Source organism: Tianweitania sp., from assembly GCF_032053605.1.
GTDB lineage: Bacteria > Pseudomonadota > Alphaproteobacteria > Rhizobiales > Rhizobiaceae > Tianweitania.
Map to the genome: position 1 here is coordinate 19,910 of NZ_DAMBUH010000015.1, position 12,646 is coordinate 32,555.

The 12,646-nt window shown below is 60.9% G+C and carries 9 protein-coding genes; 1 reads left to right on the top strand and 8 read right to left on the bottom strand.

Annotated elements, in window-relative coordinates; translation table 11 throughout:
• From glgB to RTX98_RS05765, 3 genes are all read right to left on the bottom strand, one after another.
• A partial coding sequence (gene glgB / locus RTX98_RS05755; protein WP_312795214.1) for a 1,4-alpha-glucan branching protein GlgB occupies positions 1-2,100 on the bottom strand: 2,100 nt, incomplete at its 3' end.
• Complete coding sequence (treS, locus tag RTX98_RS05760) at positions 2,097-5,420, bottom strand: maltose alpha-D-glucosyltransferase (RefSeq protein WP_312795215.1); 3,324 nt, start codon at positions 5,418-5,420, stop codon at positions 2,097-2,099. The genes glgB and treS, both read right to left, overlap by 4 nt.
• Positions 5,421-5,449: 29 nt before the next feature.
• Positions 5,450-7,486 (bottom strand): alpha-1,4-glucan--maltose-1-phosphate maltosyltransferase, encoded by a 2,037-nt coding sequence (locus tag RTX98_RS05765; protein WP_312795216.1) that lies wholly within the window; start codon positions 7,484-7,486, stop codon positions 5,450-5,452.
• Between the two features lie 294 nt (positions 7,487-7,780).
• On the opposite strand from RTX98_RS05765, the gene RTX98_RS05770 reads away from it, so the two are divergent.
• Complete coding sequence (locus RTX98_RS05770) at positions 7,781-8,218, top strand: hypothetical protein (protein ID WP_312795217.1); 438 nt, start codon at positions 7,781-7,783, stop codon at positions 8,216-8,218.
• A gap of 6 nt (positions 8,219-8,224) precedes the next feature.
• Here the strand turns inward: RTX98_RS05770 and RTX98_RS05775 are convergent, their stop codons facing one another.
• From RTX98_RS05775 to RTX98_RS05795, 5 genes are all read right to left on the bottom strand, one after another.
• The gene (locus RTX98_RS05775; RefSeq protein WP_312795218.1) at positions 8,225-9,055 is read right to left on the bottom strand and encodes a dipeptide ABC transporter ATP-binding protein; all 831 of its coding nucleotides are present in this window, start codon (positions 9,053-9,055) and stop codon (positions 8,225-8,227) included.
• Positions 9,052-9,927 (bottom strand): ABC transporter ATP-binding protein, encoded by an 876-nt coding sequence (locus RTX98_RS05780; RefSeq protein WP_312795220.1) that lies wholly within the window; start codon positions 9,925-9,927, stop codon positions 9,052-9,054. The genes RTX98_RS05775 and RTX98_RS05780 overlap by 4 nt, the downstream gene beginning before the upstream one ends.
• A gap of 206 nt (positions 9,928-10,133) precedes the next feature.
• Positions 10,134-10,661, bottom strand: a complete 528-nt coding sequence (locus RTX98_RS05785; RefSeq protein WP_312795221.1) for a hypothetical protein — start codon at positions 10,659-10,661, stop codon at positions 10,134-10,136.
• A 1-nt stretch (position 10,662) separates the two neighbouring features.
• The gene (locus RTX98_RS05790) at positions 10,663-11,571 is read right to left on the bottom strand and encodes an ABC transporter permease subunit (RefSeq protein ID WP_312795222.1); all 909 of its coding nucleotides are present in this window, start codon (positions 11,569-11,571) and stop codon (positions 10,663-10,665) included.
• Between the two features lie 10 nt (positions 11,572-11,581).
• Entirely contained in the window at positions 11,582-12,586 is a 1,005-nt protein-coding gene (locus RTX98_RS05795) for an ABC transporter permease subunit (protein WP_312795223.1), read from the bottom strand.
• Positions 12,587-12,646 lie beyond the last annotated feature (60 nt).

Below are 12,646 nucleotides of genomic sequence, written 5' to 3' on the forward strand. Positions count from 1 at the left end.
CCAACTGTTTACTCCGTCCGACCCGCCAAAGCGTTCCGAGTCACTGTTCAAGATTTCGCGCCAGTTTCCGCCGACCGGCGCCCCGATGCGGTAACCCTCGCGCACCACTGGCGTCATGTTGGACACGACGATCACCGGCTTTGAACTGTCGGTGCCCTTGCGGATGAAGGAGAACACGCTGTTTTCGGCGTCGCCGCCTTCGATCCACTCGAAGCCGGCCGGATCGCAATCCAGCTCATGCAGAGCGGGATTGTCGCGATAGATGCCGTTCAGCTCGCGCACGAGATCCTGCACGCCCTTGTGCATGGGATCATCCAGCAGGTGCCAGTCGAGCGAATGATCGTGGTTCCATTCCCGCTCCTGCGCGATCTCGCCGCCCATGAAGAGCAGCTTCTTGCCGGGATGGCCCCACATGAAGGAGAGGTAGGCGCGCAGATTGGCGAACTTCTGCCAGCGATCACCCGGCATCTTGTTCAAGAGCGAGCCCTTGCCGTGCACGACTTCGTCATGGCTAAGCGGCAGCACGAAGTTCTCGGAATAGGCATAGACCATGCCGAAGGTCATCAGGTGGTGATGATACTTCCGGTTGATCGGATCCTCTTCCATGTAACGCAGGGTGTCGTTCATCCACCCCATGTTCCACTTGTAGGAGAAGCCCAACCCACCCTTGTCGACGGGGCGGCTGACATCCGGCCAGGCCGTGGATTCCTCGGCGATGGTGATGGCACCCGGGAAGCGTTCCTCGATGCGCTGGTTGGTTGATTTAAGGAAATCGACCGCATCAAGGTTTTCACGGCCGCCAAAGCGGTTGGGGATCCACTCGCCGGCGTCGCGGGAATAATCGAGGTAGAGCATCGAAGCCACAGCATCGACGCGCAGCGCGTCGACATGGAAGCGGTCGATCCAGTAAAGCGCGCTCGCCTGAAGGAAGTTCGACACTTCCAGCCGGCCGAAATTGTAGATCAGCGTGTTCCAGTCCTTGTGGAAGCCAAGTCGCGGATCTTCGTGCTCGTAGAGCGCGGTGCCGTCGAAGCGGGCGAGGCCGTGCTGGTCGGACGGGAAATGCGCCGGCACCCAATCGGTGATGACGCCGATGCCGGCCTGGTGCAGTTTATCGACGAGGCGCGCAAAGCCTTCCGGCGAACCGAAGCGGCTAGTGGGCGCAAACAGGCCGACGGGCTGGTAGCCCCATGAGCCCGAGAAGGGATGCTCGGTAACCGGCATGAACTCGACATGGGTGAAGCCCATTTCGGTGACATAAGGCACGAGCAGATCGGCGATCGTGTCATAGTCGAGCACTTCGTCATTACCGCCCTTGCGCCAGGAGGCCAGGTGCAGCTCGTAAACCGAAATGGGCTGTGATGTGGCCTGCGCCTGCGCGCGGGTCTGCATCCAGGTCTCGTCGCGCCACTGGTGCGCAAACGAACCGGCCACGACGGAAGCGGTTGCGGGCGGAAGCTCGGCGGAGAAACCGACCGGATCGGCCTTCTGCGGCAGAACTTCCCCGTGAACGCCGAGGATCTCGTACTTGTAGACGGCACCCTTGCTCACGCCGGGAACGAACAGCTCCCAAACGCCGACGCCCCAGCGCTTGCGCATCGGCAAACGGCGGCCGTCCCAGACGTTGAAGTCGCCGACGACGCTGACGCGGCGCGCATTGGGTGCCCAGACGGCGAAAACGGTGCCATCGACACCGTCGATCGTGGTGGGGTGTGCGCCCAAGCGATTATAGTATTCGAGATGCCGACCTTCGCCGAGCAGGTATTCGTCCAGCTCGCCCAGCACCGCCGGGAAGCGGTACGGGTCTTCCTGGATCCATTCGTGCTCGCCTGCCGTCATCTTCAGACGGTAGGGGAAGCGCTCGGTCTTTCCCTTGATGAAGCTCGAGAAGAAGCCTTCGCGATGGACATTGTCCAGTTCGGCGATGACTTCGTCCTTCGGTCCAATCACCGTGACGGTGGCGGCCTGCGGAGCAAAGACGTTGATTGCCACGGGCTCGCCATTGCCGCCTTGCAGACCCAGCACGGCAAAGACATTGCCGTGGCGGCCGCGAACGATCGCCTCGATATCCGAAGCGTAGGCTGCTTGTTTCTCGCTCATGCGGCGGTCTCCGTATCCAGCAGTTCAAGCAGCCCGTGCAGGGGAACGCCGAGCCATGCCGGGCGGTTGGCAAGCTCATAGCCGACTTCGTAAACGGCCTTCTGGATGACGAAGAGGTCGAGCAGGGCCTGCGCGAAATCTTCATCCTCGATCGCGGTTGGGCAGCCCTGAACGCCGCCGAAATAGGCCGCGAGGAATTCGGCGCTGACGGCATCGCGCCACCGCTTCGCATGGCTTACAACAGCATCCTGCGTTTCAGGCAGCCCATCCTGGGTCACGGTCGAAGCGGCATAGTCGAGCGAACGCAGCATGCCGGCAACATCGCGCAGCGGCGAGAACTTGCCGCGACGCTCGTCCACCGACCGGCGGGGCTCGCCTTCGAAGTCGATGATCATGACGTCGTTCTGCGCTACCAGAAGCTGGCCGAGATGATAATCGCCATGGATGCGCGAGCGTGCACCCGATGGCTTCATGTCGGCGGCCTTGGCGATGCGCTTCAAGAGCGCGTCTCGCTGGTCGAGCAGTGCCCGGGCAGCGGTCGCGGTTTCACCCGTCAACCCGCCTGCAGCACCAGCCAACCGGTCAAGCACCGTATTCGCCTCATCGCTTGCCTCGCTGATCCAGCCCTTCAGGTCGTCGGCCGTGATCGGCTCGACGGCGAAAGCCGGATCGTCGGTCTGCGTCGCCAGGGCACAATGCAGTTCGGCGGTGCGCTGTCCCAGCACTTCGCCGACCGAAAGCGGGAAGGCATAGGCAAGCGTGTGGCTTGCCGCATCATCCGACGCCGGCTCGGTGCCGCGCAACTCGTCCTCGATCCCGCGCTTCAGCGCGTCGGTGACCACCTTCCAGGCATCGCCCTGATTGCGGACATAGGCGAAGGCCGAAGCCAGCATCGTCGGCTCGCCATCAGCAGTCTGGTGCTCGATCGAACCGAGATAGGCCGGCGTGTTTTCAAAATGCGCGACATCGGTCAGGAAGCGCGCCACCTCGACATCCGGTTGCACGCCCGAACGCAGGCGACGATAAAGTTTGAGCACCACGGCGTCGCCAAAGGCGATCGACACATTGCTCTGTTCCACGCCAAGCGGCTTGATCTCGCCTTCGGTTTCGATGGCAGCCAGACCGCTGCTGCCGGTGAACACGACCTTGCCATTGTCCGCACCATCGATGACCTGATTGTCGCGCATGCCTTGCAGCAGCCGCGCAGCCAGATCCTCATCCACCGACCCGTCGATCAGCGCGCCGACCCGGTTGGTACGGCGCAGCTTGGCAATGGTGTAGGATAGCTTCGGCGCGCCATGGGTGATGTTTTCCTCACCCCAGCGCGAGGACATCGGCAGGAAATACTGCTGCGTGCCGCCATCGAGTTCGACATCGACGATCGACAGCGCGTGCTGTCCGTTGCCAAGTTCGCCAAGCACACGCACATCCGCGCTGCGGAGCTTCCGATCCTTGGCGCCGAACCAGCGCTGCAGCTTGAGGAACTGCGGCAGGATATCGGCATCGAATGTCCGCTTGTCGCGGGTCTTCAAGGCGGTGTCGACCCGGCCGTCACGCGTGGTCAACGTGATGAATTCGGGCAGGATTTCCGGCAGCGCCTGGTGCCAAGATGGCGCCTGCGCCTCATCGGCCAGAACAAACCAGTAGAAGCCATAAGCCGGCAAAGTGATGAGGTAGGGCAGGTCACCAACCGGCGGGAAGGCGGAGCGGCCCAGCAGTTCAATCGGCACCGCGCCCTTCCAGCGCGCAAGGTCGAGCTCGACCGCCTGGGCCGCGCGCGACAGGTTCGCCACGCACAGCGTCGAACGGCCTTCATGCTCGCGCACATAAGCAAGGATCTTGCGGTTGCCGGGATAAAGCAGGGTCATCTCGCCCCGCCCGAACTCCGGATGCTCCTTGCGCACCGCCACGATGCGACGCATCCAGTTCAGCAGCGAGGACGGATCACGATCCTGGCTTTCGACATTGATGGTCTGGTAGCCGTAGTTGGGATCGAGGATCGCCGGCAAATAAAGCTGCTGAGGATTGGCGCGCGAAAAGCCGCCATTGCGATCCTGCGACCACTGCATCGGCGTGCGCACGCCATCGCGATCGCCGAGATAGTAATTGTCGCCCATGCCGATCTCGTCGCCGTAATACAGGATCGGCGTGCCGGGCATTGATAGGAGCAGCGAGTTCATCAGCTCGATCTTGCGCCGGTCGTTCTGCATCAGCGGTGCGAGGCGGCGGCGGATGCCGAGATTGATCCGGGCGCGGCTGTCTTCGGCATAAGTGCGCCAAAGATAATCGCGCTCCTGATCCGTCACCATTTCAAGCGTCAGCTCGTCATGGTTGCGCAGGAAGATGCCCCACTGGCAACCTTCCGGAATGTCCGGCGTCTGGCGGATGATGTCGGTGAGAGGATGCCGGTCTTCCTGGGCAACCGCCATATACATGCGCGGCATCAGCGGGAAGTGGAAGCCCATATGGCATTCGTCGCCCTCGCCGAAATAAGGGCGCGTATCTTCCGGCCACTGATTGGCTTCGGCGAGCAGCATGCGATCGGAATAGTTCTTGTCGAGCTCGGCCCGGATCGCCTTCAACACGTCATGCGTCTCGGGAAGGTTCTCGTTGTTGGTGCCCTCGCGCTCGATCAGATAGGGGATCGCGTCGAGGCGCAGACCGTCGACGCCCATGTCGAGCCAGTAGTTCATGACCTCGACGACTTCCTTCAACACGCGCGGATTGTCGAAGTTGAGGTCGGGCTGGTGGGAATAGAAGCGGTGCCAGAAGAAGGCGCCGGCAACCGGGTCCCAGGTCCAGTTGGACTTTTCCGTATCGGTGAAGATGATGCGGGTTTCAGGGAATTTGGTGTCCGTATCCGACCACACATACATGTCGCGCGCGGGCGAACCCGGAGGCGAATTGCGCGCTTCCTGAAACCAAGGATGCTGGTCGGACGTGTGGTTGATCACCAGCTCGGTGATGACGCGAAGCCCACGGCGGTGGGCTTCGTCGATGAAACCCTTGAAGTCCGGCATCGTGCCGTAGGACGGGTTGATCGACGTGTAATCCGCGATGTCATAGCCGTCGTCGCGTAGCGGCGAGGGGTAGAAGGGCAGGAGCCAGATGGCGGTGGCGCCAAGCTGCTGCACATGGTCGAGCCGCCGCATCAGGCCGGCGAAGTCGCCCATGCCGTCATCGTTGGAATCCTGAAACGCCTTGACGTGAAGCTGGTAGATGACGGCGTCGCGATACCAGTCGGTCTGGGTGCGATCGATGAGGCCATCGTTGTTATGCTGCTCGGTCGTGGTCTGTTCGGTCATATTCTGCTCAGTCATGCTTGGCTTCGTCACGGGCGGCCGATCGTTCAAGGGCGCGGAGCGCCCGGCGGATACAGACGCCAGATCGCATAGGGCCGGGTTTGCGGATCAAGCTCGAGCGAATGGCTCTTGCCGTGCCACGTGAAGCGGTTGCCGTGCAGCATGTCCTCGACCTCGATCGAGGCATCATCCGGCAGGTCGAACTCCCACAGCGGCAGCTCGAATTGGCAGGATTGCGCATTGTGCGGGTCGAGATTGACGTGGAACAGCAGGTAGTTCGACGTCGCCGGATCGAACTTGCCGTAGAACAGGATGTTGTCGTTGAAGGCCTTGAAGAACTTCAACGTGGTGAACTTCTGCAGCGCCGGGTTTTCGCGGCGCAGGCGATTCACCAGGCGAATGTCGTCCTGAATATTGCCAGGCTGATCCATGTCCCAGATGCGGATCTGGTACTTCTCGGAATCGAGATACTCTTCCTTGCCCGGCATGGGCGCGGCGTCGCAGATCTCGTAGCCGTTATACAGGCCGTAATTGCCGGCAAGCGTCGCGGCCAGCACCAGCCGCGTGCGGAAGCCGGGGCGACCGGAGGTCTGGAGATAGACCGGGTTAATATCCGGCGTGTTGGCGAAGAAGTTCGGCCGCATGTAATGGCGGCATTCTTCCGTCGTCAGCTCGGTGAGATACTCTTCAAGCTCCCACTTCTCGTTTCGCCAGGTGAAGTAGGAATAGGACTGCGAATAGCCGACCTTGCCGAGGCGCTTCATCACCTTGGGGCGTGTAAAGGCTTCGGCGAGGAAGATCACGTCCGGGTGCTTGTCATGCACTTCGGCGATCATCCATTCCCAGAACGGGAAGGGCTTGGTATGCGGATTGTCGACGCGGAAAATTTTCACGCCGTGCTCGACCCAGTACAGCACCACGTCGCGCAGCGCATACCAGAGGCCGGGAATGGCATCGCGGTAGAAATGGACATTGACGATGTCCTCATACTTCTTCGGCGGGTTTTCGGCGAATTTGATCGTGCCGTCCGGGCGCCAGTCGAACCATTCCGGATGCTCCTTGATCCAAGGATGATCCGGCGAGCACTGGATGGCGAAGTCGAGCGCGATCTCCAGACCGTGTTCGTGCGCGGCAGAAACCAGCGCATCGAAATCCTCGATCGTGCCGAGTTCGGGATGCACGGCATCATGCCCGCCATCGGCAGAGCCGATCGCATAGGGGCTGCCGACATCGTCCGGGCCGGGCGTCAGCGTGTTGTTGCGGCCCTTGCGGTTGGTCTTGCCGATCGGGTGGATCGGCGTGAAATACAGCACGTCGAAGCCGAGATCCTGCACATAAGGCAGGCGGTCGATGACATCGCGGAACGTGCCGTGACGGTTTTCGTCATCGGTCATGGAGCGCGGCATCAGCTCGTACCAGGCCGAGAATGCGGCTGCCTTGCGGTCAACCCAGACCGGCAGTTCCTTGTCGTAGCGGGTAAGGTTGGCGCGCTGCGCGGCTTGCTTCATCCATGCCGCCACGTCGTCCGACAGGAGCAGGTTGAGCAGCGCGTCTTCGTCCTTGGTGGAGGCCAGTTTGCTTGCGATGGAAAGAGCCGGCGCACCGTCGCGCGGGTTCTTCATCGCCGTTTCCACGAGGTTGCGGCCTTCCGTCAGTTCGAGCGTGACCTTCTGGCCGGCCGCGACCTTCTTGCGGATCTCATAGGCCCATTGCGCATAGAGATCGCGCCAGGCGATGACCGTAAAGGCTGCGGGGCCGTTTTGCTCGAAAAGGAGTTCGCCGCGCCAGCGATCGTTGATCACGAAGGTCAGCGGAGCTTCAGTCCAGGCGCCGTCCTTGCCCTCGCGGTACAGCAAAGCTGCGTCGAAGGTCTCATGACCGTCGCCGAAGATGTCCACTTCCACAACAAAGGTCTCGCCGACCACCGTCTTGGCCGGAAAACGGCCGCCATCGATTTCTGGATCGATGCCCTCGATAGCGATGCGGCTTGCGGCCAGACGATCCAGGCGCTCGCGCGAGGCTTTTTCACCGCTATCGATCGTGGCCGGTACAGACCGCAGGCCAGGCTTTGCCGCAGCACTCATTTCGCATCCCCCTGCGCATGACTGTTGGATGGTAGATGGAACGAGGAAGCGGAGTGGCAATGCCGCAGGAGGGCAATTTGCGTCTGATGCATCAGGCGACACCTCGGTCTATCAGGGCTGGGACTGTAGGCAAAACCGGTGGGCGGTGGGATGGTTCCTTATTTGCTAAATTTGCAATGAGCGAGGTTGGAGGGGCGGAGACAATGCGGCAAGTTCTGGCGAACAGTAGTGGCCGCAGGAGCATAGAGGACAGAATCCAAGCAGCCGGGGTGGACGCCAGATAAGGATAGCAAGATGTTCGAGACCGAGAACAACAACGCGGGCTGGATTGGCATCGAGTGGGGCATGCCGATCCAGGAAGCCCTGCTGATCAATGCCAGGGGTCTTCGCCGCGACGAGGTGTTCCGTAAAAAGTATGATGACTGTGAAGTTACGGTCGGCCGTCTGGAACAGCCGGATTACACGGCTACAGTGTTTTTCGCCTTCGTGCGGGAAGGACTGGTTTCGGTCATGATTGATGCCGACGATCCCCGCAGTGCGCTCAAAATTAGGGATCTCTTATGGATGCACTTCGGCTCACCGAGCATCGATGAAGTCAAAATCGAAGACAATGACTTTCAGGTCCGGCACGTATCATGGGAACGCACCGGGCGAAGTTGCAGTATCCGCGCAGAATTCGCAGGTTGGGGATCTACTGAGGAAATAACCAAGGTCTGGCTGAATCCTCAGTAGAAGTGCTTAGGCAGCGCGCTTTCTGGCGATGCGGGCGCGGATGCTTTCGACATCCGCGCGCGGCGTGGCTGCAAACAGCGTCTTGGTGTAATCGTGCTGCGGGTCGGAAAACACCGCGTCGCGGGTGCCGTATTCCACGGCCTCGCCGTAATACATCACCATCACCTCGTCGGCGATGTAGCGCACGACCGAGAGGTCGTGGCTGATAAAGACGTAAGTGAGCTGGAACTCGTCCTGCAGGTCGGCGAGGAGGTTCAGCACCTGCGCCTGCACCGACAGGTCGAGTGCTGAAACCGGCTCGTCCAGCACCAGTAGCCGCGGGTTAAGCATCAGTGCGCGGGCAATGGCGATGCGCTGGCGCTGGCCGCCCGAAAACATGTGCGGATAGCGGTTGTAATGCTCTTCCGACAGGCCGACCTTCTTCAGCATGGCCATGGCGCGATCGCGCCGCTCGGATGCACCGACATTGGTGTTGATCTTGAGCGGTTCGCCAAGCACGTCGCCGATCTTCTGGCGCGGATTGAGCGAGCCATAAGGGTTCTGGAATACGATCTGCACCTTGCGGCGCAGTTCGGGCGTCAATGCCGCCTTGTTGATGTCGATGGTCTGGCCATCGATCTTCAACTCGCCCGAGGTCGCCGGATCGATCAGCGTGATGATGCGTGCCAGCGTCGACTTTCCGCAGCCGCTTTCGCCCACGATCGCCAGCGTCTTGCCCTGCTCGACAGAGAAGGAAACGCCCTTGACGGCATGAACGGTCTTGGCCTTGGCGAACAAGCCGCCGGGAACATGGTAGTCGCGCTTGATGTCTTTGGCTTGAAGAACGATTTCGCTCATAGCGGGGCCTCCAGCGGGGGCGTTTTCACGGCAGACGCCGCTTCGAACTGATGTTGAAAATCGCCGATCGTGGGCAGACGGTCGCCGGTCGCATTATCGGGCAGGGCGGCCAGCAAGGCCTTGGTGTAGTTGCTTTGCGGGTTCTCGAAGAGGGACAGCACATCGGCCTCCTCCATCTTGCGACCCTTGTATTGCACGACGACCCGGTCGGCGGTTTCAGCCACCACGCCCATATTATGCGTGATCATGATCAGTCCCATGCCGTGCTCTTCCTGGAGCTTCATGAGAAGGTCAAGGATCTGCTTCTGGATCGTCACGTCGAGCGCGGTGGTCGGCTCGTCGGCGATCAGAAGCTTTGGATTGCAGGCAATGGCAACGGCGATCATGACGCGCTGGCATTGACCGCCGGACATCTGGTGCGGATAGGAATTGAGGCGATCGGCCGGATCTGGAATGCCGACCAGCGTCAGCAACTCGATGGCGCGCTTGCGCCGCTCGGACTTGCCGAGGCTCAGATGCTTGCGTAGCACTTCCTCGATCTGGAAGCCGATGGTGAAGCAGGGATTGAGGCTGGCCATCGGCTCCTGGAAGATCATGGCGACCTCGCGGCCGATGATCTTGCGACGCTCGCTCGCAGACATTGCGAGCATGTCCCGGCCGTCGAACATCATGGAGTCGGCCTTCACCGTTGCCGAAGACGGCAAAAGGCCCATGACGGCAAGCATCGACACGGACTTGCCCGAACCGCTTTCGCCTACCACGGCCAGCACTTCGCGCGGCTCGACCGTGATGTCGATTCCGTTGACGGCCATAAAGGGTCCGGTCGAGGTCTCGAACGAGACGGTGAGATTCTTGATATCGAGAAGGGGCATTATCCTACCGTTCTTCGAGGCCGCGCTTCCTGGCGCAGAGTTGCAACCTTTGTGCGGGATCGCGGCCATGTGTGTTTCTTCACAATTTCATCCAGATGGACTATATTCAGCTTTCAAGGAGGTCCGCCATGGCCAACACCAACCAGCTTCCGCTACCGCCCGTGACGCCGGTTACCGGCCCTACCGGTCCGCGCCCGAGCTATTGATCATTCCACCACTCGCGATGCTTTTATGGCGTCGAGAGTGGATTCTGCCAAACGACCTGCTTCGACCCGAAGATGGATATAATCCGCATACATCGCCAGTTTCCGATCAGCCGCAAGTTCCGCGTAGCCCGTTGACCGCAAGTCTTCCACGATGAAGGCCAAAGACGCCAGCTGTCTTTGATAGCGTACGACCGGGTCGATGACGTCGCCCGGCAGGATGTGCAGCTCCTTAGCGATGGTCGGGAAGATGATGCTTTCCGCTTCCTTCGGCACGAAGGCCGTGAACCGCGGATCCGCCTGCAACTTTCTTTTCATCGCAGCTAGATCCTCATCAGCTTCTGCCTTCGTCCAGCGGAAGTTGTGCGCGCGGATCTCGGCTCTTAGAGCTGTCAGATAGTCGCGCACCTTTTCCCGCCGCCGTTCCGATTCAAGCCGTCGCTCGCGGGCATAGGTCACATACCAACCCGCGACGTTGACGAGACCGGCAATAACTGCCGCAAGGAGGGCTGGACCGATCCACGCCTCCACCTCAGCTCCGCTTCAGCTTCGGATCGAGCGCATCGCGCAAACCGTCGCCGACGAGGTTGATGGCCAGCACAGTGATGAGGATCGCAAGGCCGGGGAAGGTGACGACCCACCACGCCCGCAAGATGAACTCGCGCGCTTCCGCCAGCATCGTGCCCCATTCCGGCGTCGGCGGCTGGGCACCCATGCCGAGAAAGCCGAGCGCTGCCGCATCCAGGATCGCGTTGGAAAAGGACAAAGTCGCCTGAACGATCAAAGGGGCCATGCAGTTCGGCAGGATCGTCTTGAACATCAGGCGGAAGTGGCCGGCGCCCGCAACACGTGCTGCCGTCACATAGTCCTTGCTCTTTTCGGCCATCACGGCGGCACGCGTCAAACGCACGAAATGCGGCTGCAGCACGAGCGCGATGGCGATCATCGCATTGGTGAGGCCAGGTCCCAGAACCGCCACCAGCACCAGTGCCAGAAGCAAGGACGGGAAAGCGAGGATGATGTCCATCACGCGCATGATCACGGTATCGACCCAGCCGCGCGCATAACCGGCGATGACACCGATCACGATGCCGCCGACCAAGGCGATGGTGGTGACGACCACGCCGATGAACAGCGAATACTGGGCGCCATAGATCAGGCGAGACAGAATATCGCGGCCAACCGCGTCGGTGCCGAGCGGATAGGCCGAACGGCCGCCTTCCAGCCACAGCGGCGGAACGAGAATGGCGTCGCGATACTGTGCCGAAGGTGCATGCGGTGCCAACACGGAAGCAAGCAGCGCGATCACAACCAGCAGGGCGAAAACGATGAGGCCAAGAACGGCGCCCTTATTTTCGCTGAAGTAATACCAGAACTCGGCAGCACGACGGTTACGCTTCACCACCGGTTCGGTGGTCAGGGTTACGGCATCATTGGACATGGTGTTTTCCTCAGTGCCGGATACGGGGATTGATCAGACCGTAGAGAAGGTCGACGATCAGATTCACCACCATGATGATGGCGGCGATCATCAGCAGACCGCCCTGAATAACGGGATAATCGCGCCGGAACACGGAATCGACCATCCACTTGCCGATGCCCGGCCAAGAGAAGATCGTTTCGGTGAGAATGGCACCCGCCAGCATCACGCCGACCTGCAGGCCGATCGTGGTGATGACCGGGATCATGGCGTTGCGCAGCGCATGAACGCCGATGACGCGCAGAGGCGAGAGGCCCTTGGCGCGGGCGGTGCGGACATAATCTTCCGACAGCACTTCCAGCATGGCCGAGCGCGTTTGGCGAGCGATCACGGCAAGCGGAATGGTGCCCAGAACGATGGTCGGCAGGATCAGGTGGCTGGCTGCCGACTTGAAGGCGCCGGCCTGACCCGAGATCAGGCTGTCGATCAGCATGAAGCCGGTGACCGGCGGAAAGAAGTACAGCAGTGAGATGCGGCCCGAAACCGGGGTCCATTGCAGGATGCCGGAAAACAGGATGATCAAGAGCAGGCCCCACCAGAAGATGGGCATGGAATAGCCGACGAGAGCGGTGCCCATGATGGTCTGGTCGAAAAAGGAGCCGCGCTTGATCGCCGCGAAGATGCCGGCCGGAATGCCCAGGATGATCGCGAACAGGATGGCGCAGATCGACAATTCGAGCGTCGCCGGAAACAGCGCGAAGAAGGATTCCAGGATCGGTTGCTTGGTGACGATCGACGTGCCGAAATCGCCGCGCACGATGCCCCAGATATAATCCAGATATTGCACCACGATCGGGCGGTCGAAACCGAGCTGCGCCGAAATGATCGCGTGGCGCTCAGGCGACATCACGCGTTCGCCGGATAACAGCGCGACGGGATCGCCGGGCAGCAGGCGAATAAACGAAAAGGCGATGATCGACACGCCGATGAATGTGGGAATGAGCACTGCAAGGCGCCCAAGCAGGAAGCGGACCATGTCGGCTCCAATAAAACGAGAAGCCGGGCTGGCCGGCGGTCTTCAATGAACGAAGCGGGG